Origin of the sequence: Allokutzneria albata (assembly GCF_900103775.1) — a bacterium.
In the GTDB taxonomy this organism is placed as follows: Bacteria; Actinomycetota; Actinomycetes; order Mycobacteriales; family Pseudonocardiaceae; genus Allokutzneria; species Allokutzneria albata.
Map to the genome: position 1 here is coordinate 5,797,618 of NZ_LT629701.1, position 24,352 is coordinate 5,821,969.

At 69.8% G+C, this 24,352-nt stretch carries 29 protein-coding genes, 3 tRNA genes and 1 pseudogene; 17 read left to right on the plus strand and 16 right to left on the minus strand.

The features are described from left to right. Positions 1-226 precede the first annotated feature (226 nt). Together BLT28_RS26180 and BLT28_RS26185 are read left to right on the plus strand one after the other, a co-directional pair. Positions 227-790 (plus strand): RNA polymerase sigma factor, encoded by a 564-nt coding sequence (locus tag BLT28_RS26180; protein ID WP_052406869.1) that lies wholly within the window; start codon positions 227-229, stop codon positions 788-790. Then, a complete protein-coding gene (locus tag BLT28_RS26185) occupies positions 787-1,194 on the plus strand; it encodes a hypothetical protein (RefSeq protein WP_030427229.1) in 408 nt (135 codons plus the stop codon). The genes BLT28_RS26180 and BLT28_RS26185 overlap by 4 nt, the downstream gene beginning before the upstream one ends. Here BLT28_RS26185 and BLT28_RS26190 read toward each other — a convergent pair whose 3' ends face one another. Beyond that, complete coding sequence (locus tag BLT28_RS26190) at positions 1,195-2,301, minus strand: pyridoxal phosphate-dependent aminotransferase (protein WP_052406941.1); 1,107 nt, start codon at positions 2,299-2,301, stop codon at positions 1,195-1,197. A gap of 168 nt (positions 2,302-2,469) precedes the next feature. On the opposite strand from BLT28_RS26190, the gene BLT28_RS26195 reads away from it, so the two are divergent. Continuing rightward, positions 2,470-3,678 carry a DUF445 domain-containing protein gene (locus BLT28_RS26195; protein ID WP_030427227.1) on the plus strand — a complete coding sequence of 403 codons (1,209 nt, stop codon included), beginning with the start codon at positions 2,470-2,472 and terminating at the stop codon, positions 3,676-3,678. 1 nt (position 3,679) lies between these two features. Here BLT28_RS26195 and yczR read toward each other — a convergent pair whose 3' ends face one another. Then, complete coding sequence (gene yczR, locus BLT28_RS26200) at positions 3,680-5,125, minus strand: MocR-like transcription factor YczR (protein WP_030427226.1); 1,446 nt, start codon at positions 5,123-5,125, stop codon at positions 3,680-3,682. 61 nt (positions 5,126-5,186) lie between these two features. Here yczR and yczE point away from each other — a divergent pair, with 61 nt between their 5' ends. Together yczE and BLT28_RS26210 are read left to right on the plus strand one after the other, a co-directional pair. Beyond that, positions 5,187-5,828 carry a membrane protein YczE gene (yczE, locus tag BLT28_RS26205; RefSeq protein ID WP_030427225.1) on the plus strand — a complete coding sequence of 214 codons (642 nt, stop codon included), beginning with the start codon at positions 5,187-5,189 and terminating at the stop codon, positions 5,826-5,828. Between the two features lie 37 nt (positions 5,829-5,865). Further along, a complete protein-coding gene (locus BLT28_RS26210; RefSeq protein WP_197683898.1) occupies positions 5,866-6,717 on the plus strand; it encodes a protein phosphatase 2C domain-containing protein in 852 nt (283 codons plus the stop codon). Positions 6,718-6,884: 167 nt separating this feature from the next. On the opposite strand, the gene BLT28_RS26215 is transcribed toward BLT28_RS26210, so the two are convergent. Then, positions 6,885-7,076 (minus strand): hypothetical protein, encoded by a 192-nt coding sequence (locus BLT28_RS26215; protein ID WP_081900010.1) that lies wholly within the window; start codon positions 7,074-7,076, stop codon positions 6,885-6,887. 434 nt (positions 7,077-7,510) lie between these two features. Continuing rightward, positions 7,511-8,503: a M64 family metallopeptidase gene (locus tag BLT28_RS26220; protein ID WP_030427223.1), complete on the minus strand. Its 993-nt coding sequence runs from the start codon at positions 8,501-8,503 to the stop codon at positions 7,511-7,513. Between the two features lie 479 nt (positions 8,504-8,982). On the opposite strand from BLT28_RS26220, the gene BLT28_RS26225 reads away from it, so the two are divergent. Then, positions 8,983-9,246, plus strand: a complete 264-nt coding sequence (locus BLT28_RS26225; protein WP_030427222.1) for a hypothetical protein — start codon at positions 8,983-8,985, stop codon at positions 9,244-9,246. 465 nt (positions 9,247-9,711) lie between these two features. On the opposite strand, the gene BLT28_RS42910 is transcribed toward BLT28_RS26225, so the two are convergent. Then, positions 9,712-10,206: an HAD family hydrolase gene (locus BLT28_RS42910; protein WP_156050507.1), complete on the minus strand. Its 495-nt coding sequence runs from the start codon at positions 10,204-10,206 to the stop codon at positions 9,712-9,714. On the opposite strand from BLT28_RS42910, the pseudogene BLT28_RS42710 reads away from it, so the two are divergent. Next, positions 10,199-10,690 (plus strand): annotated as a pseudogene (locus tag BLT28_RS42710) (tyrosine-type recombinase/integrase); the annotation flags it as partial. The gene BLT28_RS42910 and the pseudogene BLT28_RS42710 overlap by 8 nt on opposite strands. A 114-nt stretch (positions 10,691-10,804) precedes the next feature. After that, the gene (locus BLT28_RS41460; RefSeq protein WP_197683899.1) at positions 10,805-10,915 is read left to right on the plus strand and encodes a VOC family protein; all 111 of its coding nucleotides are present in this window, start codon (positions 10,805-10,807) and stop codon (positions 10,913-10,915) included. Between the two features lie 58 nt (positions 10,916-10,973). On the opposite strand, the gene BLT28_RS26240 is transcribed toward BLT28_RS41460, so the two are convergent. Next, positions 10,974-12,437 carry a hypothetical protein gene (locus BLT28_RS26240; RefSeq protein WP_156050505.1) on the minus strand — a complete coding sequence of 488 codons (1,464 nt, stop codon included), beginning with the start codon at positions 12,435-12,437 and terminating at the stop codon, positions 10,974-10,976. A gap of 117 nt (positions 12,438-12,554) precedes the next feature. On the opposite strand from BLT28_RS26240, the gene BLT28_RS26245 reads away from it, so the two are divergent. Continuing rightward, entirely contained in the window at positions 12,555-12,752 is a 198-nt protein-coding gene (locus BLT28_RS26245; RefSeq protein WP_030427219.1) for an ATP-binding protein, read from the plus strand. A gap of 7 nt (positions 12,753-12,759) precedes the next feature. Further along, the gene (locus BLT28_RS40465) at positions 12,760-12,915 is read left to right on the plus strand and encodes a hypothetical protein (RefSeq protein WP_156050503.1); all 156 of its coding nucleotides are present in this window, start codon (positions 12,760-12,762) and stop codon (positions 12,913-12,915) included. A gap of 185 nt (positions 12,916-13,100) precedes the next feature. On the opposite strand, the gene BLT28_RS26250 is transcribed toward BLT28_RS40465, so the two are convergent. The 3 genes from BLT28_RS26250 to BLT28_RS26260 all read right to left on the minus strand — a co-directional run bounded on the left by BLT28_RS26250 (position 13,101) and on the right by BLT28_RS26260 (position 13,376). Then, a tRNA-Phe gene (locus BLT28_RS26250) sits at positions 13,101-13,174 on the minus strand. Positions 13,175-13,197: 23 nt separating this feature from the next. Continuing rightward, positions 13,198-13,274, minus strand: a tRNA-Asp gene (locus tag BLT28_RS26255). A gap of 29 nt (positions 13,275-13,303) precedes the next feature. Beyond that, a tRNA-Glu gene (locus tag BLT28_RS26260) sits at positions 13,304-13,376 on the minus strand. Positions 13,377-13,528: 152 nt separating this feature from the next. On the opposite strand from BLT28_RS26260, the gene BLT28_RS26265 reads away from it, so the two are divergent. Next, positions 13,529-14,329, plus strand: coding sequence for an SDR family oxidoreductase (locus BLT28_RS26265; protein ID WP_030427218.1), 801 nt, complete (start codon positions 13,529-13,531; stop codon positions 14,327-14,329). A 354-nt stretch (positions 14,330-14,683) separates the two neighbouring features. On the opposite strand, the gene BLT28_RS26270 is transcribed toward BLT28_RS26265, so the two are convergent. Then, positions 14,684-14,923, minus strand: coding sequence for a hypothetical protein (locus tag BLT28_RS26270; protein ID WP_030427217.1), 240 nt, complete (start codon positions 14,921-14,923; stop codon positions 14,684-14,686). Between the two features lie 253 nt (positions 14,924-15,176). Here BLT28_RS26270 and BLT28_RS26275 point away from each other — a divergent pair, with 253 nt between their 5' ends. The 3 genes from BLT28_RS26275 (at position 15,177) to BLT28_RS26280 (ending at position 16,085) form a co-directional block, all read left to right on the plus strand. Next, complete coding sequence (locus BLT28_RS26275) at positions 15,177-15,359, plus strand: heavy-metal-associated domain-containing protein (RefSeq protein ID WP_030427216.1); 183 nt, start codon at positions 15,177-15,179, stop codon at positions 15,357-15,359. Continuing rightward, entirely contained in the window at positions 15,356-15,502 is a 147-nt protein-coding gene (locus BLT28_RS41025; protein ID WP_156050501.1) for a hypothetical protein, read from the plus strand. Before BLT28_RS26275 ends, BLT28_RS41025 begins: the two co-directional genes overlap by 4 nt. A 358-nt stretch (positions 15,503-15,860) precedes the next feature. Next, positions 15,861-16,085, plus strand: a complete 225-nt coding sequence (locus BLT28_RS26280; protein ID WP_231950433.1) for a hypothetical protein — start codon at positions 15,861-15,863, stop codon at positions 16,083-16,085. Between the two features lie 33 nt (positions 16,086-16,118). On the opposite strand, the gene BLT28_RS26285 is transcribed toward BLT28_RS26280, so the two are convergent. The 6 genes from BLT28_RS26285 to BLT28_RS26310 all read right to left on the minus strand — a co-directional run bounded on the left by BLT28_RS26285 (position 16,119) and on the right by BLT28_RS26310 (position 21,717). Beyond that, on the minus strand, positions 16,119-16,952 hold the full coding sequence (locus BLT28_RS26285; RefSeq protein ID WP_030427214.1) for an LLM class F420-dependent oxidoreductase: 834 nt from the start codon (positions 16,950-16,952) through the stop codon (positions 16,119-16,121). Positions 16,953-16,970: 18 nt separating this feature from the next. Continuing rightward, entirely contained in the window at positions 16,971-17,657 is a 687-nt protein-coding gene (locus BLT28_RS26290; protein WP_063766518.1) for a response regulator transcription factor, read from the minus strand. 119 nt (positions 17,658-17,776) lie between these two features. Then, a complete protein-coding gene (locus BLT28_RS26295; protein ID WP_030427212.1) occupies positions 17,777-18,238 on the minus strand; it encodes a hypothetical protein in 462 nt (153 codons plus the stop codon). A gap of 137 nt (positions 18,239-18,375) precedes the next feature. After that, positions 18,376-18,576: a hypothetical protein gene (locus BLT28_RS26300; RefSeq protein ID WP_030427211.1), complete on the minus strand. Its 201-nt coding sequence runs from the start codon at positions 18,574-18,576 to the stop codon at positions 18,376-18,378. Between the two features lie 190 nt (positions 18,577-18,766). Continuing rightward, the gene (locus BLT28_RS26305; RefSeq protein WP_030427210.1) at positions 18,767-21,025 is read right to left on the minus strand and encodes an FtsX-like permease family protein; all 2,259 of its coding nucleotides are present in this window, start codon (positions 21,023-21,025) and stop codon (positions 18,767-18,769) included. Then, complete coding sequence (locus tag BLT28_RS26310; protein WP_030427209.1) at positions 21,022-21,717, minus strand: ABC transporter ATP-binding protein; 696 nt, start codon at positions 21,715-21,717, stop codon at positions 21,022-21,024. The genes BLT28_RS26305 and BLT28_RS26310 overlap by 4 nt, the downstream gene beginning before the upstream one ends. 170 nt (positions 21,718-21,887) lie before the next feature. On the opposite strand from BLT28_RS26310, the gene BLT28_RS26315 reads away from it, so the two are divergent. The 3 genes from BLT28_RS26315 to BLT28_RS26325 all read left to right on the plus strand — a co-directional run bounded on the left by BLT28_RS26315 (position 21,888) and on the right by BLT28_RS26325 (position 24,351). Beyond that, a complete protein-coding gene (locus tag BLT28_RS26315) occupies positions 21,888-23,084 on the plus strand; it encodes a sensor histidine kinase (protein ID WP_043810207.1) in 1,197 nt (398 codons plus the stop codon). Beyond that, entirely contained in the window at positions 23,081-23,731 is a 651-nt protein-coding gene (locus BLT28_RS26320) for a response regulator (protein WP_030427207.1), read from the plus strand. Before BLT28_RS26315 ends, BLT28_RS26320 begins: the two co-directional genes overlap by 4 nt. A 227-nt stretch (positions 23,732-23,958) precedes the next feature. Next, the gene (locus BLT28_RS26325; RefSeq protein ID WP_063766517.1) at positions 23,959-24,351 is read left to right on the plus strand and encodes a hypothetical protein; all 393 of its coding nucleotides are present in this window, start codon (positions 23,959-23,961) and stop codon (positions 24,349-24,351) included. Position 24,352 lies beyond the last annotated feature (1 nt).

The following is a 24,352-nucleotide window of genomic DNA, read 5'->3' on the forward strand; positions in this document are numbered from 1 at the left end:
TTTCCCTGCCGATCCAGGCACAGACCGGACTGCGCGGCGTCGCCCGGCAGCCCGTTTTGCCCGATCGAGCCGTGATCAACCGCGGGCGCTTGGGCCGTTGGGTGCGCGGGTGCGGCATCCGGACGCGTCGCGGCGCCACTCGATCCGGCGAGCGACGGATCCGCCGGAGGTTACTGGCGAGTCACATAGCTCGGCACCACCGGACGACCACGCGAAGGGGAGCGTTGTGGACGGAGAAGGGGAAACAGCAGAGACCACGCGGGAGCTGCTCGCGGGTGCGAAGGCGGGCGAGGAGCCCGCGTGGCGCGCCCTGGTCGCCCGCTACCAGCGCCTGGTGTGGGCCACGGCGCGATCACACCGGCTGAGCAGGTCCGATGCCGCGGACGTCGCGCAGCTGACCTGGCTGCGGCTCGCGGAGCGGATGGACACGCTGCGCGATCCCGAGCGGTTGCCCGGCTGGCTGGTGACGACCGCCCGCCGCGAGTCGATGCGGGTCCTCGCCGATCGCCACCGCGAGACGCCGTTGGAGCCGCCCCTGCTGGAGCGGCCCCGGCCGGACGCGGGCCCGGAGGCCGAGCTGATCAACGCGGCCGCCCGCAGGGAGCTGTGGCGCGCGTTCGCGGACCTGCCGGAGCGGTGCCAGCGCGTGCTGTGGGTGCTGGCGTTCCACCCGGAGGTCAGCTACGCGCGACTGGCGCGGGAGTTGGGGATCGCGGAGAGCAGCGTCGGCCCGGTGCGCCTGCGCTGCCTGCACGCGCTGCGCCGCAAGCTCGCGAGGACGCGTCGATGAACCTGCTGGCCGACCTGGCTTCCCTGCTGCTGGAGGTCGACCCCGCGCCGGAGACCGCCATCGCCGCGGCGGCGGCCCGCAGGCGGCTGGGCGCCGACCGGTTGCCCCAGGTGGCGGACTCCGCGTGGCCCGGCGAGCAGCGGCGAGGACCACGACGGCTGGTCTTCGCCGCCCCCGGCACCACGCTGGAGGTCGAGCTGGGCGGGACCGCGTGCCGGAGGTGGGCGCGGGGCCTGCTCGTCTCCGGCTTCACCAGCGTCACGCTCTGGCATGCCGGCGGTGCCGAGGACGGAGGCGGCCCGGGTGGGCGGTTCGCGGTGCGCGATCTGCCCGCCGGGCCGATCTCCTTCGTGCTCAACGGTCCCGGCCGTCGACCACTGGCGACCGACTGGCTGTGCTGCTGATCAGGACGCGAGCTTGTGCAGGCGGCGCACGGCCTCGTCCAGCACCTCGTCGCGCTTGCAGAACGCGAAGCGGACGAGGTGCCGCCAGTTGTCCTGGTTGTCGGTGAAGACCTGGACCGGGACCGCGGCGACGCCGATGCGCTCCGGCAGGGCGCGGCACAGCTCGTATCCGTCCTCGAAGCCGAGCGGGCGCACGTCGGCGCACACGAAGTACGTGCCTTCACTGGCGCGCACGCCGAAACCGGCCTCAGCGAGCCCGGCGGAGAGCCGGTTTCGCTTGTCCTGCAAGGCAAGGCGCTGTTCTTCCACCCAGTCCAGCTCGGTGCGCAGCGCGTGCGCGACCGCGGGCTGGAACGGGGCGCCGCCGACGAAGGTGAGGAACTGCTTGGCGGCGCGCGCGGCCGCGACGAGTTCGGCGGGACCGCAGATCCAGCCGATCTTCCAGCCGGTGGCGCTGAACGTCTTGCCGGAGCTGGAGATCGTCAGCGTGCGCTCGGCCATCCCGGGCAGCGACGCGAGCGGGGTGTGCTGCCTGCCGTCGAAGAGCAGGTGCTCGTAGACCTCGTCGGTGATCGCGACCACGTCGTGCTCCTGGCACAGGCGGGCGATCTCGGCCATCTCGTCGGCCGTGTAGACGGTTCCGGTCGGGTTGTGCGGGGTGTTGACCAGGATCGCCTTGGTGCGCGGGCCCATCGCCGCCCGGAGCCCGTCCAGGTCCAGCGCGAACCGGTCGCCGTCCGGCACCAGGGAGACCACCCTGCGCTCCGCTCCCGCCAGCGCGACCGAGGCGGCGTAGGAGTCGTAGTACGGCTCGACCAGCACGACCTCGTCCCCCGGCTCGACGAGGCCGAGCAGCGCGGACGCGATCGCCTCGGTCGCGCCCACGGTGACCAGGACCTCGGTGTCCGGGTCGTAGACGGTGCCGTAGCGGGTGCGGTGCTCGGCGACGGCGGTGCGCAGCTCGGGGATGCCCGGGCCGGGCGGGTACTGGTTGACGCCGTTGGCGATGGCGGCCCTGGCCGCTTCGAGCATTGCCGCCGGACCATCGGTGTCCGGGAAGCCCTGGCCCAGGTTGACCGCGCCGGTGCGCTGGGCGAGTGCGGTCATCTCGGCGAAGATCGTCGAGGTGAACGGCTGGAGCCGGGAGACGAGAGCACGATTAGCCACGGCCACGATCCTGCTGCCTCGGCACCCCGGCGGCCAAACACGGGTAACAATCGAGGAGTGGCCGCCTTGACTCCCCGAGAGCACGAGAAGCTTCGCGACCTCCGCCGGATGAAGGTGGTGGCGCTGTGCTTCCTGCTCGGCGCCACGCTGGTCTTCGCGGTCACGCGCTGGCTGGAGTCACAGGGCGCGGAGGGCTGGGCGGGCTACGTCCGGGCCGCGGCGGAGGCGGGCATGGTCGGCGCACTGGCCGACTGGTTCGCGGTGACCGCGCTGTTCCGCCGCCCGCTCGGCCTGCCGATCCCGCACACCGCGATCATCCCGACCCGCAAGGACGACCTCGGCCGCAACCTCGGCACCTTCGTCGAGTCGAACTTCCTGTCCGAGGACGTGGTGCGGGACAAGCTGCGGCGGGTCGGTTTCTCCGCCCGGCTCGGCGAGTGGCTGTCCCAGCCGGAGCACGCCGACCGCGTGACCGAGGAGGCGTCGGCGATCGTCCGCGGCGCGGTGGCGGTGCTGCGCGACGAGGACGTGCAGGCAGTGCTGGAGCAGGCCGTCGTGCGCAAGGTGACCGACCGCGAGTGGGGCCCGCCGCTGGGCAGGCTGCTCGGCCAGCTGTTCGCCGACGGCACCCACCACCGGCTGGTCGACCTGCTCTGCGACCGCGCGCACGAGTGGGTCCGCGATCACCCCGACGCGGTGTCGAAGCTGGTCAGCGACCGCGCGCCGAGCTGGTCGCCGAAGTTCATGGACAGCATGCTGGCCGAGCGGGTGAACAAGGAGCTGCTGAAGTTCACCGCGAAGGTGCAGTCCGACCCCGAACACCCGATGCGCCAGGCGATCGACCGGTTCCTCACCGAGTTCGCCGACGACCTGCAGAACGACCCGGCGACGATGGAGCGGGCCGAACAGGTCAAGCAGCACGTGCTCGCCCACCCGGACGCGCAGCGGCTCACCGGCTCCGTGTGGGGCGCGGCGAAGAAGATGCTCCTCGCGGCGGCCGAGGACCCGTCCAGCGAACTGCGGCAGCGGATGCGCGACGGGCTGCTCAAGCTCGGCGACCGGCTGGTGTCCGATCCGGCGCTGCGGGCCAAGGCCGACGGCTGGCTCGAGGGCGCGGCGATGTACGTGGTCGTCAACTACCGCAACGAGATCGGCGGTCTGATCACCGAGACCGTGCAGCGCTGGGACGCCGAGGAGGCTTCCCGCAAGATCGAGCTGCAGGTCGGCCGCGACCTCCAGTTCATCCGCATCAACGGAACGGTCGTCGGCGCGCTGGCCGGGCTGCTGATCCACACGGTGAGCCAGATCCTGTTGTAGCTCAAGCGATTCCGTGTCCCGGGGGCGCCGGGTCGGCGAGTCCGCGCCACGCGGCGCCGATGCGCAGCACGGCCTCGGTGAGCTGGTCGTCCGGCAGCGTGTACGGCAGGCGCATCCACTGCTCCAGTCCGCCGTGCGCGGCGAACCGGGACCCGGGGACGGCCTGCACACCGTGCCTGCCGACGGCCATGGCCAGCTGCGTGCTCAGCGGTTTCCCCAAGTCGCACCACAGGTTCAGCCCGCCTGACGGGCGCTTGACCGTCCACTCTGGACAGTGCTGGGCGAGCAGGTCGACCAGAAGCTCCCTGCGCCGGGCGAACTCCCGGCGACGCGGAGCCAGGACGTCGTCCCCCTCGGCGAGCAGTTCGGCGAGCACCAGCTGCTCGAACACCGGCGAGCCGAGGTCCATCGACGGCCGGGACTCGCCGAGGCGGTGCACCAGTTCGGCGGGCGCGCGCAGCCACCCCATCCGCAGGCCGCCCCAGTACGCCTTGCTCGCCGATCCCGCCGCGATCACCCAGTCCTCGGCGAAGGCGGACAACGGCGGCGGCCCGTCCAGCGGATCACCCTCCAGGTCCAGCTCGACCAGGGTCTCGTCCACCAGGGTCAACGTCCTGGAACGGCGCAGCGCGTGCGCCAGACGCTCTCGATCCGGCGCGGACATGCGCAGTCCGGTGGGGTTCTGGAAGTCCACCACGAAGTAGGCCAGCCGCGGCGCCGCCTGCCGCAAGGTCGCCTCGACGCTGTCCAGGTCCCAGCCGTCCGGGTCCAGCGCAACCGCGACCGGCAGCGCGTGCGCCGCGCGGATGCCGTCGACGGCGGTCGGATAGGTCGGGTTGTCCACCAGCACCCGCTGCCCGGGACCGACGTGCAACCGCAGCGCCAGCGTCAGCGCGTGCTGCGAGCCGTTGGTGATCATGACCTGGTCCGGCGTGGTCGGCAGGCCGCGCTCGGTGTAGCGGCGCGCGATCAGCTCCCGCGGCTCCGGCAGGCCGAAGGACTGGTAGCCGTGGCTGTTGAGCAGCTCCGGCAGGCGCAGGCGCGCCCGGTCGACCGCGGCGGCCAGCTCCGGCGGCGCGAACGGTGAGGCGTGTGCCATGTCGATGATCTCCGAGGGCGGGTGCAGCGACCAGCCGGTGCGGTCCGGCTCCTTGCCGGGCACGGTGATCCACGATCCGGCGCCGCGCCTGCTGGCCACCATGCCCGCCTCGCGCAGCGCGTCCATCGCCGACGTGATCATCGTGCGGCTGACGCCCAAGGCCTCGGCCAGCTCCCGTTCCGCGGGCAGGCGCGTCCCCACCGGCAGCCGCCCGTCCAGGAACAGCACCCGCAGCGCCGCCGCGAGGTCGACCGCGGCACCGCGGCCGTCCGGGCGCCGCCAGGAACCGAGGAAGGCGGCCAGGCGCGGGCCGGAGATCCGGCTTCCCGCGGGCAGACTGGAGGTCATGTGGCCAATTGTTGTTGATTGGCCCTCGAAGTAAAGGCCAATCAGTCCACAGGATGACGTCATGGCCTCCGTGAACCTCAGCCCGCTCCCGCTCTCCGACCGCTCGCTCCGCCGCTTCGCCCAGCTCTTCCTCGGTCTCGCCCTCTACGGCGCGAGCATGGCCCTGATGGTGCGGGCGGGCATGGGCCTCGACCCGTGGGACGTGCTGCACGAGGGCCTGACCAACCGGATCGGCCTGAGCTTCGGCACCATCACCGCGATCACCGGCGCGGTCGTGCTGCTGGCCTGGTTACCCCTCCGGCAGATGCCAGGCATCGGCACCGTCGCCAATGTGGTGGTGATCGCGCTCTCGGTGGACGCCACCCTGGCCGTGCTGCCGGATCTGCACGGGCTGCCCACCCAGGTGGTGGCGATGCTGGCCAGCGTGGTGCTCAACGGGTTCGCCTGCGCTGTCTACATCGGCGCCCGCCTCGGCCCCGGCCCGCGCGACGGCCTGATGACCGGCCTGGCCGCGCGAACCGGCTGGTCGATCCGCCTGGTGCGGACCGGGATAGAGATCACCGTGCTGGCGCTCGGCTGGCTGCTCGGCGGCACCGTCGGCATCGGCACCGTGGTCTACGCGCTGGCGATGGGACCCATCGTGCAAGCCTTTCTGCCATCCGTGGCATTGCGTGCGCCCACCCGGGTGCAAACGCCGTCGTAGATCTTCTTTGTCGGTGCGGACCTCTAGTGTCGAACGCGTGCCGCTGATCGACATGGCTGAACGCGCGGGCGTCCGCATCGACGGTGGCGTGCGCGCGAACGAGGACCAGATCGTCGTTCTCCCGCACGCCGTCGTCCTGCTCGACGGCGCCACGACCCTGCAGCCCCGGGCCCGCTCCGGTGGCTGGTACGCCGAATGCCTCGGCGACTACCTGCGCCGCGGGCTGAACAAGGACCCCGAGGCCGACCTTGCCGAGGTGCTCGAGACGGCGATCGGCACCATGGCCGAGGACTACGACCTCAAGCCCGGCAGTTCGCCGTCGAGCACCGTGGCGATCGTGCGCTGGACCGACGACCACGTCGACGCGCTGGTCCTCGCGGACAGCCCCGTCGTCGCGTTCACCATCGGCGACGTGCACGTGGTCAACGACACCCGGCTGGCCAACCTGCCCAGGCCGACCAGCAGCCACCGCGAGCACCTGCGCGAGGGCCGGGGCTACGGCGAGGAGCACTTGGAGCTGCTGCGCTCCTCCGCCGCCGAGGTGGCAGCGTGGCGCAACCGCGAGGGCGGCTTCTGGGTGGCCGAGGCCGATCCCGCCGCCGCCCGCCAGGCCATCCGCGCGGGCTGGCCGCGCGACCAGGTGCAGAGCGTCGTCATGGCCAGCGACGGCGTCTCCTGCGGGGTGGACGACTACGGCCTGTTCGCCGACTGGACAGCGCTGCTCGACCAGGCCTCCGACGAGGGCCTGCACGCCGTGCTCGACGCCGTCCGGAAGGCCGAGGCCTCCGACCCCGACGGCAAGCGCTGGCCCCGCCCGAAGCTGCACGACGACCAGGCCCTCGTCCTGATCCACTTCGACGACGACTGGCTGCCCGACTTCCTCCGCTGACCTGGAGTCATCTCGGCTCGAACGTCCGGCTTCGCACCTGATCTCGGCGAAGGCCGGAGAGGGCACGAGCAACGGCCCGGGATGCCGCGGGAGCAGGCCCAGGCACCGGGCGTGGTGGTTGTCCTGAGCGTTGCCCGGGGCAACGAGAGGACCTGTGTCCACGATGATCACGCAGCGCCGTGCTCGCCCCGAAAGCGCTTCCTCAGGGCCTCTTCCGTTCGTTCAGCGAGGTCCGGTTCCGCCGCAAAAGATCCGGCGTAGCCGCCGAAATCGCGAACCGGGGCGCCCTGGTGTTCCGAGAACTCATCGCTGACACGACTGAACATGCTGCCCGCATCATCCAGCCGGTCATCGGGCAAGCCCTCGCTCCAGAACCGGGAAGAACAAACATGCCCCCAGCCAGAGACTGGGGCATGTGATGTCGTGTGTTGTGGCCAGGGGTGGGGTCGAGCCGCCGACCTACCGCTCTTCAGTTCTCGCCAACGACCGTTCGCCCGGCCCACCCGTGTTGCTCCGTCGCTGGTCAGAGGCACATCAGCAACACGAGAGGCAGCTAGTACGAGGGCGGACCGAGACGACGATTGAGGCGGCCGTCAGCCGGTCTCGTCTCCGTCACGCAGCCAGGGGATCTGAAAGCCCGTCCGCCACCACTCCAGTTCACCTGGCCCGCCACATCGCGGGCACCGCTCCCCGACCGAGTGGGTTCGGCCGGGAGGAATAACCCGCCGAACGGCAACGGGGCACCGGTCCCATGACGATGCCCCCGTTGGCCCGCTTCGCCGGGCGAAAGGTTTTACTGGCTCGGCTTGGTCTTGCTCAGGATTGCTTTGCGCATCGCATCCAGGCCGATCAGGTTGAACGGACGACCGAGCGTGCGCATGACCGAGTTCTCGGTCGGCCGGTAGATGCCGCGCTTGTGGTACAGGGCGCCCTCATAGGTTCCCACCACGCCACCGTCCGGCGACGGCTTGCCAAGGAACTCGTGCCACTTGACCCGCTGCTGTTTCATGGTCTCGGCGGTGTGAATCGACACGTTGGCCTCGACGGGCTCCGTGCCGGAGTAGAGATCGTCGGGGTAGTCGTACTCGTCGGCGAGTCCGCCGATCGAGTGCCCCAGCTCGTGCACGAGGACCTGGCCCGCCTCGTAGTTGCCGGCGGCGATCATCGCGATCTCACCGCCCGATCCGCCGTACTTGCTGCTGTTGGCCAGCGCCACCACCTGGTCGGCTCCCGGGGCGAGCGCGGCGAACTGCTGGGTTCGGTCGGGGTTGATGAGCAGGGTGCGCTCCATGTTCCCGTATCCGAACCCCATGGCCAGGGCGGTGTTCTTGCGGACTCCGTACGTGGGGTCGTTGCTGACTCCGGACTCCGACGAGATCACGTTGACCTGCCAGACGTTGAAGGAGCCTTTCAAGGACTTGAAGGGCTCGACCTGGGTCAGCTCGTTCCACCGACCCATCACGTGCTCGTGGTAGAGACCGAGTTGGTCAGCGGTGTAGCCGTCGCCGACGAACACCAGGTCGAAGCGTTCGCCGACCGGGCCGGTCCGCTGGATCGGGACCACCTCGGCCCGCACCTCACCCAGCGGTGCGTCCTGCGGCACAGCCGCCCGTGCCTGGCCAGGCACCCGGACTCGGCTGATCGTCCCGTCCGGGGAGAACACCTCGCGGACCTCGGTCGGTCCCTGAGCGGTCGGTGTCGCGTTCACCGACGGCGCGGGGTGCAGAAAGGCGAGCGCCGTCCCGACGGACAAAGCCGCGAGAACGTAGCGCAACGGGGTAGTCATGAAAACGACTCTCTTCTTGGGAACTCACACGGATGCCGGTCGGGTGCTCGTCCCACTTGACGGGCGAAGCGGAGGAAGAGTTGACCGTCGTCGCGGCTTTTCGCCCTGCGACGAAGCAATTGGACGAATGGGCGCCCCAGAAACGCCAGGTTGCATTGTCAATGGTAGGCTTGTTGCTGACTATCAGTGTGTGCACTGATATGAAAATTGGCGACGGTGCCGGTGAGCGTTCCTTCGGCCCGGTCCGTTATCGCTGACTATTTCGGCAGTCGTCATTCCTGGCTCACCCATCCACCTGAACAAGGAGTTCTAGAAGTGCGCAAAAATTCCTCCCGGTCCATGAACATGGGAACACGAGTATTCAGTTCGCTCCTCGGCACTGCGATGACCTGTGGGCTGCTGGGGCAGTCGCGCCCGCGGCCCAGGCAGGCCAGTCAAAGGAGCACTGCACCAGGTACGCCTTCGGGTGGAAGGAGCAGATGTGCCTTCCTGTCTACTGGACCCGCGGGATCGGCTACGAGCTGAACACCGGGATGACGTCCACGTTCAACGGGCACTGGAAGTTCACCAGCAACAAGGGCTTCGAAAAGGTCACCGAGGATCTCCCGACCAACAAATTCATGACGGTCACCGCTGGCAAGAAGCACTACTCAGACATTCGCTTCTGCGCGGAGGCGCTCAGCAAGGACGGCAAGGGGTACCGTCGGGTGGTCAAGGTCTGCGGAGGCGGTCCCGGCAAGTGATCCGCCCACGTGCGAAAGCATGGGGGAACGATGCTGGAAAACGGGTACGCGTTGAACCGTTCAGAACGCTGACCGGGCTGCGGTTACTTCTGGCGGATCCTGCGGGGAGGACAACGAAGGCGCCACCGCTGCCGACACGTTCCTTATAGAACTGCGCCAGGAACTGAGCGCCGTCTCCTGAGCCGTTCAGGCCGGATGTTATCGAGTTCGCTCACTTCTCACCAACATTGATCATGCACTTGATCGGCAAGTGCGGTCAGAATCGACCAACATCTGCGGTCAGTTCTGAGTTGCATATCCACCCCAGCACACCGTCAGCCGGGCCAACGTCAATCAAGCAATGACCACCGGGGTGGTAGCCGCAACCTACCCCGGTCGCCGACTACCACCCGACTCCCGTCGTCGGTCGCCGAGTTGACCACGACGGTTCGTTCTCAAACCCGTTGACGCACAACGAGAACGAGTTCAAGGACAGACACTTCGCTTTCGCCGCGCACCGTTGCTGGTGAGCGAGGGCGGCATAACAGCACTGACCTGCGGTTTGTCCACAGATGGGCAGTGCCTTTGCATAGCTCCGTCATGTCCCCGATCACGGCGTCTGCCTCGGCAGAGGCGTTCCCACTTTTCGGGGCGGTTGGCATATCCGATGCACCGCATGCCTGCCGCCTGAGCTTCCTGCAAGTCGGTGAGCGAATCGCTGACGAGCACGGCGGCTGTGGGCGGGAGCGACAACGCTTCGAGAACTTCGAGCAGCGGAGCCGGGTTGGGCTTCATGCGCTCAGGCTCGGCGAAGGCTCTACCGACCAACGGCCACACCTCGGCGGGCAAGCCGTGCTGGGCGAAGTACGCACGTGCAGCAGCCTCGGGATCGTTGCTGACCACGGTGGCCCGCCGTCCCGTGCGAAGGCATGCTCGGATGCTCTCCGCGCCCCCGAGGGTCGTTGGCGCAGCCCTGCGCATCGGCAAGGGGCTACAGCGCCAGACGTGGCAGCGCGGGTGCGAGAACCCGAACAAGTGCGGGGCGAAGTACCACAAGGTCCACCACTGCAAGGAGACCTGCACGCGTCACCAGCGCAAGCCGTGTCCGCCGGACTGCACCAGCCACGCAAGGTGGTGCCCGGAGCGACACGGCGGTGGCCTGGTCGAGGTCGAGGTGAAGTCGCGTGCCGGCCGCCGCGGAATCGGGTTTCCGAACGAGCTGTTCGAGCTGCTGCGACACAAGGAGGCCCAGGCAAAGCAACGGGAGCACGCGGGATCCGAGTGGCACGAGGGCGACTGGATGTTCACCCGGCCCAACGGCAAGCCGATCGACCCAGGGGTCGACCTCGCCGAGTGGAAGGCACTGCTAGACGAGACCGGCATCCGGGAGGCCCGGCTGCACGACGCTCGGCACACCGCCGCGACAGTGCTGCTGTTGCTCGGCGTACCGGAGCGCGCGGTGATGGGGTCGCGGTTGTCCAACACCGCACCGCCGCCGGTCATGAACGCTCGTGACGACGCCGCGCTGGGCGGCTTCTGGATCGACCTCGCCACGACCTCGGCGGCCCATTAAGCGGAGTTGGTCGCACGTCTGGAGGAGCTCGGCGCGACACTCGCCGATGTGGGTCAGGGCGACGTGCCATGGATGGTCATTGTCGACCCGGAGGGCAACGAGTTCTGCGTTCAGTAGCTCGGCTCTGAGTCAGCGTCGTCCGCCCTGGACAGCCCGCCGTCCAAGGAAGGGCGCGTCATCGCTGGCCCGAGGTCTTGTTCTTGCCGACCGTGGCCTCGCGCGAGCCGTGCAGCGCGGGGCCACGCTTGGCGCGCTGTACCTTCCCGTCGCTGTCGGCCGACCAGGAAGTGGGCGACGGCCAGCGTTGCATGAGGGCGTTGCGGAGTTCGCGGCCGCGCACGTTGACGATGCCGGTGCCGAGCAGGGCGGCGGCGAACATGCCCACCGAGACGACCATCGCGGCGAGCGATTCTGTGCGGTAAGCGGCGAAGACGTCCTCCGAGCCCAGTCCCAGACCGTTGCCGACCAGGTAGGAGGACGTGCTGAACACCAGCCCCGCCCCGGACAACGTCGCGCCGACCCGCGCCAGCGGATGCGTCTGCCGCTGCGAGTGGTAAGCCAGCAGGTCCTCGGCCGGGCGGTCGGATCCCGGGTCGGCCAACCTCGTGCGCAGCTCGGCACGTTCGGACCGGCGCTGCCTCCAGTCGAACAGCACGCCGATGACCGCGAGCAGCATGCCCACCGAGATCAGGACCGCGAAGATCCAGACGCCCCCGGCGATCAGGGCCTCGATCGGCGAGGAGTAGGTGGTTTCCTTGCACTCGTATTTCCCACCCGCGCAGCGCGTCAGCACCGACATCTGCAGCGCGAGGACGCCCCCGAGCCAGAGACCGGCCGCACCGTAAAGACACCGCTTCGCGATCGACGGCCTGGGCGGGGTCTTCTTGCCCGCACTGTCACGGCGCGCTTGTTCCACCGGCTTCCAGGCTTGTTCTTCGTCATTCGAAGTCCAATGCGCGGCGACCCGGGCATGGCGACGTTCGTGAGCCGGGGTGAGCAGATGGGAACTGGCATAACCGACGAAGGCCATGATCAACGCGTAGCCGGTGACGAGGGAGAAGATCAGCGTGCTCTCGGCATCGTCTCCTTCCGCCAGCACCACGATCAGCCCGATCACCCCCAGCGGGCCGGCCAGGACCGCGTTCGCCCAGCCGAAGAAGGCGAGCGCCTCCGCGGGTTTGCCGGTGACGGACCGAACCTGGTCGGGCGAAGGAACGGCATGGCGGGACGCGCCCCGGGCGGCCGCGTTGACGATCGCCTTGGACGTGGTCGACTCCCGCAGGAAGCTGGCCACCGCACCAGCGGCACACACGACCAGCACGAACGCCAGCAGAACGCCCATGCTCATGCGGCTGAGGTGATCGACGGCCTTCTCGAGGCCGGGATCATCGAGCAGGTCCTCTTCGGCGAGCAGGCCCATGCCCATGATCAGTGCGAAGGCGCATCCCAGGCCGATCAGGAACGAGGTCAGGGACCGAACGCAGGCGCGAGCGATCTCACTGGCCAGCCCGACTTCGTACTCGTACCAATGCCATGGGTTGGCCTGGTTTCCGTCGGCACTCACCGGGATCTCCTCCGCCTGTAGCATTTCTCGCCGCATCATAGAGACGGAGCCATCCTGCGGTCTGTTCACCCGCATCGGGAAACGGTGCCGCGAGAACGGTGCCGCGACTTCGTGCACTCCGCAGGCCATGGGACTGGACCGCGCCGCATTGCCTGACATCCACGTCACGGAAAGTAGTCATCAGGTGAACCGTTGTCGTTGTTGCTGGACCGGCGCGGCGCTGAACTGCTCTTCCAGGTTCTGACTGAGCGGGAGGAAAAGAACAGCGTCGCAATCGCATCCAACGAGTCGTTCTCCGGCTGGACGCGCACCTCCTCCGACCCGCGGCTCTGCACCGGGATCGTCGACCGGCTCGCCCACACCCGCGCCCAGCAAGCCACGGCGACCTGACGATCCGATGCCCGCCAGCCCAACGAAGCTACCGCCCGAGGACGCCGACTTCGGGCCCAGCGGCGACGCGATCACCGCCGAGCTGCTCACCCTCACCCGGCAGTTCTTCACCGACGCCAGCCCCGCCACCCGCCAGGAGCTCCGTTGCCCGAACGCGCGGTGATGGAGTTCATGGGCTGGTCCAACAGCTCCATGGCCAAGCGGTACCAGCGCATCACGGCGGGGCTCCGCCGGGACGTCGCCAAGCAGGGTTGGTGGGTACCTCTGGGGCGGCAACTGAGACCCCATTTGAGACCCAAAAGCCCCCTGAGTGATCAGGGGGCTTCTGTATATGCAGGTCAATGACTGTGGCCAGGGGCGGGGTCGAACCGCCGACCTACCGCTTTTCAGGCGGTCGCTCGTACCAACTGAGCTACCTGGCCTTGCTCCCAGCGGACTGGGAGCTTGGCGACCCCGACGGGACTCGAACCCGCGACCTTCGCCGTGACAGGGCGACGCGCTAACCAACTGCGCCACGGGGCCTCGTGGCATTTCTTACTACTGTAGTGCAGTGCCCCCAACGGGATTCGAACCCGCGCTGCCGCCTTGAAAGGGCGGAGTCCTAGGCCGCTAGACGATGGGGACCAGGCCGGTTCGGTGACCAACCCGACCTTGCCTCCCTGCTGTCCGTTGGGAGTACCGAAAGCATAGGGCAGAGCGTCCAGCAAATACAAAACGGGGGTCCTCAAACGTCCTGACCTGCGAAAAGGGCTTGCCCGGGGCGGAAGACTGGGATCATGCGGGAGTTCCCTCTACGCGGCAGGGTCGCGGTGGTGACCGGGGTCAGCAGGCGGGCCGGGATCGCGTTTGCCGTGGCAGAGCGGTTGGCGGGGCTGGGGGCGGATGTGCTCGCCCAGTCGTGGGAACCCCATGACGCCGAGCAGCCGTGGGGCGCTGACCCACTTGGTGTGATCTACGTCATCGAGGAGCTGCGGCGGCGACTGCCCGAGGGAGCGGGGCGGATCGAGCACCTCGCGGCGGACTTCGCGGAGGCGGAAGCGCCCGCGGCGGTGGTGGACGCGGCAGTGGCAGCCTTCGGCGCGGTCGACATCGTGGTGGCGGCGCACGCGCGCAGCAGTGAACAGGGTCTGGGCGAGCTGACAGCGGCGGAGCTGGACCTGACCTACGCGGTGAACGTGCGGGGGTCGTTGCTGCTCGCGCAGCGCTTCGACGCGGTGCGCGACCACAGCCGACCGGGAGGACGGATCGTTCTGTTCACCTCCGGGCAGCACTACGGCGCGATGCCGGGCGAGCTGCCGTACGCGGCGTCGAAGGGCGCGCTGCAGCAGGTGACCGCGAGCCCGGCCGGCGCGCTCGCCGCGAAGGGGGTGACGGTGAACTGCGTGAACCCGGGCCCGGTGGACACGGGGTATGCCGACGACGCACTACGGGAGCACGTTGCCAGGCGGATGCCCATGGGACGGTGGGGGCGCCCCGAGGACACAGCGGACCTCATCGACTGGCTGGTGTCGGACGGCAGTGCGTGGATGACCGGGCAGACCCTCGTCAGCGACGGCGGCTGGGGCCTGCGGATCTGACGGGTGAATGGCGATCACGGAAGGTAATGGCCCCGATGCGCTCGGCGGGGAATCGCTACCGATTTGGCCTATTGCGGTCACGAAATGCAACCGGGCGATGACAATTACCTGCGATTGCCGCGAAAGCGGCGCGCCGGTATCTTTTGCGAAAAGCCCCGAAAGACGCAAACGATCAACCGGGTCTATGGGTGGAGCAGATGCGCCCGGGGGGTGCGCGTCTCGGGGGAGCCGCACCATGCGGGACGAGTGACACGGGAGCGTCCCGCGAAGTAAGGAGTGAGGTGGGGCGCGCAGGCCCAAGCCGCCGCCCCACCTCACGTCCTCACAGGTCATCCGGATCGTCGCTAGCCCAGGTCAGCGCTGAACCGGCGGTACACCGTCCTCTCCGGGCACGAGCCCGAGCATGTCCAGCAGGGTCCGGCAGTCCTCTGCTCCTAAAGCGCCGCGGGCGACCGCCACCCTGGCCCTGTGCACCTGCTCGTCCGAGATCCGTGAGGGGTCGCCATTGCGCGGCATGGGCACTCCGCCCGCCTGCCTGCCGACCGACTCACCCTGTTCCCACAAGAACTTTTTGACTTCGAGTGACCCGTACATCGCGCCTCCCCGACTTGGGCTTCCGGCGCAGGTTATCTACCGCTAGAACCGATCGCAGCCCCCCGCAGAGTGATTCAGTCAAAACCCTGGGTAACCATACGATCGTCGCGTGGTTTCGATTCAGTGACCGCGTCCCCCGGGCACGTGCGCCCGTCCGGGCCGCGCGAGACTGGGACGCCAGGTCGAGCACACCCCAGGAGCAGCCGTGAGCGTGAGCACCACCACCACGACCCAGCAGTACGTGGTCACCGGCATGACGTGCGGACACTGCGTCGCCTCGGTCACCGAGGAGCTGTCCGAGGTCCCAGGCGTGACCGGCGTAGAGGTCGAGCTGAGCTCCGGCACGGTCACCGTGACCGGTACCCGTCCGCTGGGCGCCGACGAGATCGCGGCCGCGGTCACCGAGGCCGGATACGCCTTGGCGAGCGATTCGTGACGAACCGGGCGAATCCCGCGCTGCTCCTGGGCGCGCTCGCGGTGGCACTGCTCGCCGTCGTGGGCGCGGGGCTGGCGCTGGGAACTGTCGACACCCAGCCCTCGAAGGCCGAGCTGCACGCGGGCCAGCCCGACCGGAAGTGATCTTGATAGGTTGATAAGCGCCGTTCAGACGGGGCGCTGAGAAAGAATTTGGCCAAAAAAGTTGAATTCTTCCCCTGTCGAGCGAAGCATGCACGTGCAACAATCGGAGGCGCTGACACCCCCCGGTCAGCGCCTGTGGAGATCCCCTCCGGCCCCCGCGTTCCTCCCCCTGGCGCGGGGGCCTCTCCACGGGTGGTGCAGGATATTGCGCGACTTCCACCCGTGACACACGTCACGGAGTACTCCGGCGCACTGTCCAACCGTTACCCTTCCCGGCGTGCTTGGACGACTGAAGTCATCGACTGGACGCCATCGCCCGCCGGCGCGGCAGCCGGAGGAGCTCGTTCCGGATTCGGAAATGGACTCCTACCTCGCCGCTCTGGCCCCCGAAGCAGATGTCGAGACCACCGCCTCCGGGCGCCGCTTCGGCAACGCCCAGGTGCTCCAGCTGCGCTTGCAGCTCATGGCGAACGAGCAGCTCCGTGAACTCGCCGAGATGCGGCAGACCTCGCCGACCGCGCTGGCCCAGGAGTGGGTCATGCAGCGCCTCGAATGGGAAGCCCGCCAGAACAACCTGGTGTGAGCCGCACTCCCCACGCTTTTCCCGTGCACGGGCTCAGATCGCGATCCGCCTGACGAAGTCGTCGAGCAGGCGCAGGCACTCCTCGCGCCCGGTGTCGGACAGGCTCAGCAGCAGCCGGTCCACACCCGCCTCGGCGTAGGCGTCGACGATCCGCTGATCGGGCCCGTGCACGTAGGCCGTGACGTGCGGCCTCGGTTTCCCGGCCGCCTCGGCGGCGCGGCGCAGCTCCGCAACCCGCTCGGCCACCCTGCCCGGGCCGAAGGGCGGCGGGGCGATCCAGCCCTCCGCGTAGTCGACGATCCGCTCGACCAGCGTCGGCCCCCAGCCACCGAGCAGCACCGGCGGATGCGGCGCCCGCACCGGCTTGGGCCAGGAGTACATCGGTCCGAAGTCCACGTGCTCGCCGTGGAACTCGGCGCGCTCCGCGGTCCAGATCTCCTTCATCGCCAGCACGCGCTCGCGCAGCACGCGCAGCCGCCTGCGCGGGTCCACGCCGTGGTTGGCGATCTCCGGGCGGTTCCAGCCCGCGCCCACCCCCAGCTCCACCCGGCCTCCGGAGAGGTGGTCGAGGCTGGCCACCTCCTTGGCCAGGATGATCGGGTCCCGCTGGACGAGCAGCGCGATCGCCGTGCCCAGGACCAGGCGCTCGGTCACCGCGGCCGCGGTCGAGAGCACCACCAGCGGGTCGAGTGAGCGGCAGTAGCGGCGCGGCACCGGACCGCCGCCCGGGTACGGGGTGTGGTCGAGGGGCATGTGGGTGTGCTCGGGCACGAAGAACGCGGAGAAACCGCGGTCCTCCAGCGCTGTGGCCAGCTCGGCCGGGTGGATGCCCTCGTCGGTGACGAACGTGTAGGCGCCGAACTGCACGCGCGGTCTCCCCTGCGGTCAGCGGGGTGAGAGCACCCCGGCTTGGAAGGCGCGGGCCACCGCGTGGGCGCGGTCCCGTGCCTCCAGTTTGCGCAGTATCCGGCGGATGTGGGTCTTCACGGTCTCCTCGGAGACGCCGAGGCGGGTGCCGATCCGCTTGGCGGTCATGCCCTCGGCGATCAGGCCGAGCACCTCCTGTTCGCGGCGGGAGAGCAGGTCGCCCTCGTGCTTGGCGTGACCGCTGTGCTTCAACAGGGGGCTGATGCCGGGGTCGAGGTAGAAGCCGTTCTCCAACGCGGTGCTCAGCGCGCTCGGCAGCCGGTTGGGGTCGATCTCGCGGGGCAGGAACCCGCGCGCGCCCGCCCGCCGCGCCCGCTCGACCTCGCCGCCGCTGCGCGCGCTCTGCCGGAACAGCGTCACCACGACCAGGTCCGGGTGCAGCCCGCTGAGCAGGCGGCACAGGTGCGCCCCGGGATCGGCGTCCGCGTCGAGCAGCAGCACGTTCGGTCTGGTGCTCAGGCAGAGGTTCACCGCGGAGGCGGCCGAGGTCGCGGCGCCGACCCACTCGGTGCGCGGGTCCCTGCGCAGGACCGCGGCGACGCCCTGCTGGTAGAGCGGGACGGAGTCCACGTGCGCGACACGCGCGAGCTGAGCCGGGGTCGCCCTGGCGGCGGGCACCTTGGCCCTGAGCGTCACCTGTTCCACTGCGTTCCCCTCTCGCCGCCCGGACCTCACACGAGGTAAGAGCGCGTTGACGGGGACTCATCACGCGAAAACAGGGCAGTTCTTGTGTGAGCTATCCCCCGAAGGGGTGAGTTCGCGGCTCAGTGCTCGGCGCGGTCGGCCGGACGCGGGGACAGGTTGCCGACCTCCAGCCGGGACTTCGCCGCGACGGCCTGGGCGGCGAAGCAGATCCGGTAGACGAGCAAGTGGCCCGGGTGCGTGGCCTGCTCGTCCCGGGAGAGGTAGTGCCTGCAGGCGGCCCGGTCCTGCCTGACGGTCAGTCCGGCCTTGCGGGCGAGCTTCGCGGCGATCTTGGACTGGCCGTAGGGCAGCAGCTTCTTGGCGGCGGGCTCCGGTTGGCCGACCACGACGGACTCGTAGGTGGCCCTGGTGATCGCCATGTTCTCCGACTCGCGGAACAACCAGCACGCACCGATCGTCAGCGCGACCGTACCGAGCAGGACCACACCGGCGACGATGTTGAGCACCGTCTTGGTGCGCCTGCTCATCCGCTTGCGGCCACCGGCCGCGGGCGACGGTAAGTGGTCTTCGGTCGAGGCCATCCGTGGATTCCGCTTCGTTGGACATGGCGTGGCGTCGCGCCAGGGAGTCCGAAGGATATGCAGGCGCGGCACCCGGTGGGCAGCGATCGGCGAGCTTCTCGTTCACAAGAACGACAACCGCCGCCACCTGGTTCCGCTCAGGCGGCGGTCGGCAGGTGGGTGCTGCGGGTGCGCACGGCCGGGGTGGCGGGGAGGTCGACGGTGCTCCGGGCCCGCTCGGCGGCGGGGGTGGGGGCGGGCTCCGCGGGCTGCGCGTGGTCGTTCATGTGGTCCGACACGGCCATCAGTAGAAGGACGACCAAGCCCGCTGCGATTCCGATCCAGATCACGGTGACCATCTCCTGCTCCTACGCTCTCGTCCCCTCTGCGGTCTGACACACACAGAATCGCTGGTCACCAGGGGTCAGCGGATCGGCTGTGCGGCCAGTTCGCGCTCGCCATCCGGCCGAGGGGGAAAACCCCGACGGGGGGCTCGGGCCGACCCCCGATGCCGGCCCGAACCCCCCGTCAGGGGAGACGCACGCCGGGCTACTCCTCGGCGTACGCGCGGGCGGTCACCTTGCGCAGGACCGGCCCGCAGGCGGCCGCGGCGAGCAGGGCCACGACCAGGCCCAGCACCGCCGGGGTCACCAGCCACGGACTCAGGATCAGGTCGCCCTTGGCCAGGGTCAGCAGCCCGGCGCCGATGAAGGCACCGGCGACGCTCGCGCCGACCGTGGCCACCAGCGCGGGCAGCATCGCCTCCCGGCGCAGGGCCCTGACCAGCACGTTCGTCGGCGTTCCCGCCGCGATCAACGCGCCGAAGGTGCGCCTGCGGTCCACAACGGACCCGGCCGCGGCCACGCCGGCGCTCACACCACCGAGGATGGTGGCGATCGCCAGGCCGATCACGGTCACCCGGCGCAGGTCGCCGAGCAGGGTGTCGCCGTGCGCGTCGTAGGCGCCGTTGCTGTAGATGGACGCGCCGACCACGTTCCGCAGGATCGCGGTGCGCGCGATGCCCTCGCTCTGCGGCGTGGTGGGCACGGCGACCGAGTTGACCCCGAGCTTGCTCGCGGGGACGAGCGCGGGGTCGACCAGGACGACGTTGTTGGCTCGGCTGTTCGGCTGGTACTCGCGGATCGGCACCTGCGCGGGCAGGGAGACGTCGGTGGCCTCGGTGGCTCCCGAGCCGTAACCGCGGAAGACGATCTCACCCGGCTCGAACCGGGTGCCGGTCGGAACGTAGATCGCCGGGCCCTGCTGGCAGGCGGAGACGTCGATCGAACGGACCTTGACGGCGTCGGTGCAGCTGAGCACCATCGCCGACCGGGAACGGCCGCGGGGGTCCTTGCCGCCGATGCTGCCCTCGCTGATCGCCAGCACAGGTGCGGTGACCCCGTTCTTCGCCATGTCGGCGCGCACGGCGGCGATCTGCTTGGCCGGCGCGCCGTAGGTCTGGCCGACGATCACGCCGTCCCTCCAGCTCTCGTCGCTGAAGCCGATCCTGTTCTCCAGTCCGGGGAACATGGTCAGCGCGAGCGAGCCGGCGAACACCGCGACCACCACGCCGGAGGACGCGCGGAAGGCGGCCTTCGGGTCGTCGCGGAGCCTGCGTCCGGCCAGCAGCGTGGCCGGGGAGCGCCAGATCCCGGTGAACAGCCTGCCCACCCACGAGGTCACCAGCGGACCGACCAGCACCAGGGCGACCGCTACCGCGGCGAGTCCGACCAGCACGAACGTCGTGGTCCCGCCCTTGCCGTCGGCGATGCCCAGGCCGAAGAAGAAGATCGCGCCCGCACCGAAGATCAGCAGCAGCCGGGCGACGCTGGGCTGGCGCTTGGTGTGCTGGTTGGCCGCGCCGAGCGGCTGGTTGAGCACCCGGCGCAGGCCGAACACCGCGGCGGAGCAGACCAGCAGCGGAGCGAGGACCAGCACCGCGACCACGAGCAGAGCGCTCGGGGTGAAGTCGGCGGGGAACCAGGTGCCGCCGTCCCACGGGATCTGCGCGGTGAGCGAGCGCAGCGGGATGCCGATGAGCAGGCCGAGCACCGTACCGGCCACCGAGGCGACAGCGGTCTCGGCGACGGTCATCCAGACGACCTGCTGGGGCGTCGCCCCGGCCAGCCGGAGCGCGGCCAGCCTGCGTTCGCGCCGAGCCGCGGTGAGCCGGGCCGCCGAGGCGACCAGCACCAGGCACGGCACCACCAGGATGATCAGACCCACCTGGGAGAGCAGCAGCAGGAGCTCGTTCGGGTTGCCGCCGTGGGCGGGGCGGGTGAGGTCGGTCCGGGCCTGCGCGCCGGACGGCATCGCGTCCGGGGCGTGGCCGACGAGCGCGACCAGCTCGCCCGGGTAGCTCAGCGCCTCGTCGCCGATCGAGCCCACGACCTTGCCGGGGAACCGGTCGGCCAGCTCGGCAGCGGGCTTGGACGCGGCCAGCTCGGCCAGCGACGGGGAGAGGAAGACCTCGCCGGGACCCGGGATCCGGGGGATGCCGGGTGCGACGGGGATACCGGGCTTGAGCGCGGCCACGTCGTAGCGGTGGATGCGCTCACCGTTGACGTCGTCGTAGTTGCTGACGAACAGCAGCGGACGCTCGCCGGGGTTCTCCGACGCGGAGCTCCCGCTGCTGTAGGACGTGCGCCAGCTCTCGCGGTCGGCGCGGTTCTGGATCGCGCCCGGCGTGGCGGCCAGCCACACCACGAGCGCGACGCCGACCGCGACACCGAGCATGGTGAAGAAGGCGGACGCGCGGCTGCGGGAATCGGCCCGCAGCACGCGAACGGCCAGCTGCAGAGGGTTCACGCGGCGGCTCGCAGGGCGATCCGGCCGTCGGTGATCTCGACGACGCGCTGGGCGCGGGCTGCGACGTTCGGGTCGTGGGTGACGATGACGACCGCGGCACCGGTGGCCCTGGCGGCCTGGAGCAGTGCGGTGATCGTCTCCTCACCGGTGCGCGAGTCCAGCGCGCCGGTCGGCTCGTCGGCGAAGATCACCCGCGGCCGATGGGCCAGCGCCCTGGCGATGGCGACCCGCTGGGCCTGACCGCCGGAGAGCTCACCGGGGCGCCGGTGCTCCATCCCGCCGAGGCCCAGCTTGATCAGCCAGTCCTGGGCGGTGCTCATCGCCTGCTTCTTGGAGCCGCCCGCCAGCAGCAGCGGCAGGGCGACGTTCTCCTCGGCGGTCAGCTCGGCGACGAGCATGCCGGACTGGAAGACGAAGCCGAACGCGCTGCGCCGGAGCTTGCTGCGCTCCCCCTCTCCCAGGCGGGTGATGGGGCGGCCCGCCACCAGGACGTCCCCGCCGTCCGACGGCAGGATCCCGGCCAGCACGTGCAGCAGCGTGGACTTGCCGGAACCGGACGGGCCGACGATGGCGACGACCTCGCCGACGTTCACGGCGATGTCCACCCCGGCCAGTGCGTGGGTCTGCCCGTAGCGCTTGACCAGGCCCTGGCCCACGAGAATGGGCTGGCGATCGGCAAGGGGGTTTGTCACCGTCTCCTCCAAGATGTGAACGACTGGCGACAACACTGCGGGTCGGCCGGGGCCGGCCACTTCGGCCAGCGGGCCGGGCCGTCACCCGATCGGTCGGCCGAATGGCCGAGGCCGGTCTTGGCCGCGTGGCCGACCCGCCGACGGCGGCGCGGGTCGTAGCCTGCTCTCTCGTGGACAACTCCCCAGCGAGCTGGCAGGCGCTCATGCGCAGGCAGTGGCCCGTCGCCGTGGCGCTCGGCGTCCTCCTGTTCGCGGAGCTGGTGTCGACAGGGCTCAACCGGAACCTGATCGCGCTCCCACCCGCCACCCTGCTGGCCGCGATCGCCGTGATCTCGCCGCGCAGGCCCATCGACGCCGCGTTCACCGGCGCGGCGATGATCTTCGGGACGTCCCTGGGCTACTACCTGCTCGGCACCAACACCTACTCGGTGTTCAGCCCGGTGTCGCCGTCGGAGACCGCGTCGATGATGGTGCTGATCGCGATGGTGATCCGCTCCGCGCCAGGGCGCTGGGCCACGGCGGCCGTCGTGACGATCTGGCTGTCCGGCCTCGTCGCCAGTCTCACCAGGCCCCGCAACATCGTGGGCGACTGGCAGCTGGGGAACTTCGACGAGGCCTTCCCCACCTTCATGCTCTTCGCGCTCGCGGTGGGCACGGGGCTGTACTTCCGGGCCAGGGACAAGGACCGGCAGCGAACGGTCACCCACCAGGTCACCTCCGCGCAGCAGCAGGAACGCATCGCACTGGCCCGCGAGCTGCACGACGTCGTCGCCCACCACGTGACCGGGATCGTCGTGCAGGCGCAGGCGGCGATGATCGTCGCGGAGAAGGATCCCCAAGCGGCGCAACGGATTCTGCCCAGCATCGCGCGCAGTGGCAGCGACGCGCTGACCGCGATGCGGCGGCTGGTCGGCACGCTGCGCGACTCCGACGCGCGGATCGGCGTGGACGCGGCCGAGTCGGCGACCGCCGACCTCGCCGCCGACGTGCGCAAGGTGGTCGAGGAGGCGCGGGAGATCGGCCCGCCCATCGAGCTGCGCATCGACCTGCGCGCGGAGGTGCCCGCCGAGGTGGCGCGCTCCGTGCTGCGGCTGGTGCAGGAGGCCCTGACCAACGCGCACAAGCACGCGCTGAACGCCACGGTGATCAAGATCGACGTGACCAGCGAGCCGGGCCGGACCCGGGTGGTCGTCGCCGACGACGGGCAGGGCTCGGCCCATGATCCGATCGGTGGCTCCGGCGGCTACGGTCTGGTCGGAATGCGGGAACGCGTCGAGCTGCTCGGCGGCCGCTTCTCGGCCGGCCGGGGTTGGAAGGGCGGTTGGGAGGTCTTCGCCGAGCTGCCGGTTGGGGAGGCCAAGCAATGACGATCCGGGTGCTCATCGCCGACGACCAGGACATGGTGCGGATCGGCTTCCGGATGATCCTGGAGAACGAGGACGACATGGAGGTCGTCGCGGACGTCCGGGACGGCATCTCCGCGGTGAGCAAGGCGAAGGAGCTGCGCCCCGACGTCTGCCTGATGGACATCCGGATGCCCGGCCTCGACGGTCTGGAGGTCACCCGGCAGCTGTGCGGCCCCGGCGTCACCGACCCGATCAAGGTGGTCGTGGTGACCACCTTCGACCTCGACGAGTACGTGCACACCGCGCTGGCCAACGGCGCGAGCGGCTTCCTGTTGAAGGACGCCGGGCCCGCGCTGCTCGTGGAGGCCGTCCGGGCGGCCGAGCGCGGGGACGCGCTGATCTCGCCGCAGATCACCGTGCGGATGCTGGAGCACTTCAACAAGCCGCAGCAGAACGTGGTGGAACAGCCCCGGGAGTCGCTGACCGAGCGCGAGCTGGACGTGGTGCGCGCGGTGGCGCGGGGGCTGACCAACACCGAGATCGGCGCGGAGCTGTTCCTCTCGTTGTCCACGGTGAAGACGCATCTGGCCTCCGTGCAGTCCAAACTGGGCGCCCGCAACCGCGTGGAGATCGCGTCGTGGGCGTGGCGATCCGGCCTGATGTCTTGAACCCAACGCCGCGTTCGGTGCGTTGAACGCGCTGAATGAGCCGTTCGGTGCGTTCAACTACCTCAATGACTCATTCGGTGCGTACGAGGTGGCGCGCGCGTGCGGGGTGAGACGAACGCCGCCCAGGCTGGGCTTTCTGGTTCGTTCCGCGGGTCCACGTGGGAAAATGGGTGATTAGGGGGTCCCCGACCGGTGGGGGACCCTTGTTCGCGGGTGGAGGGACGAGGATGGAACCGGCCACCACGATCCAGCTGCTCGGCGCCCGGGCGTTCGGGTTCCTCATGGAGTGGTTCGTCTACTACCTCAACCGGCACCGGTCCGCCGATGTGCGGTTCGCCGACCTGGTCAGCCTGATCGGGGCGATCGGCGGCGGGGCGGTGCTCGCGCTGTTCCCCGCGGGCACGGACCTGTCCGGCGCGTACGGGCTCGGGCTGTTCGCCGGGTTCTTCGGCTACTCGGGAGTGCTCCTGCTGCTGGTGTGGCGGTCGGAGAACTTCACCATCGACTACCTCATCGACGGCAGGCGCCGCGATGTCGCGCCGGGCGAGCGCCTGCCGGACGGGCCGGACCTCGGGGCGATGGGTACCCCGGAGCGCGGTGACCCCGGACCGCGCCGCTGAC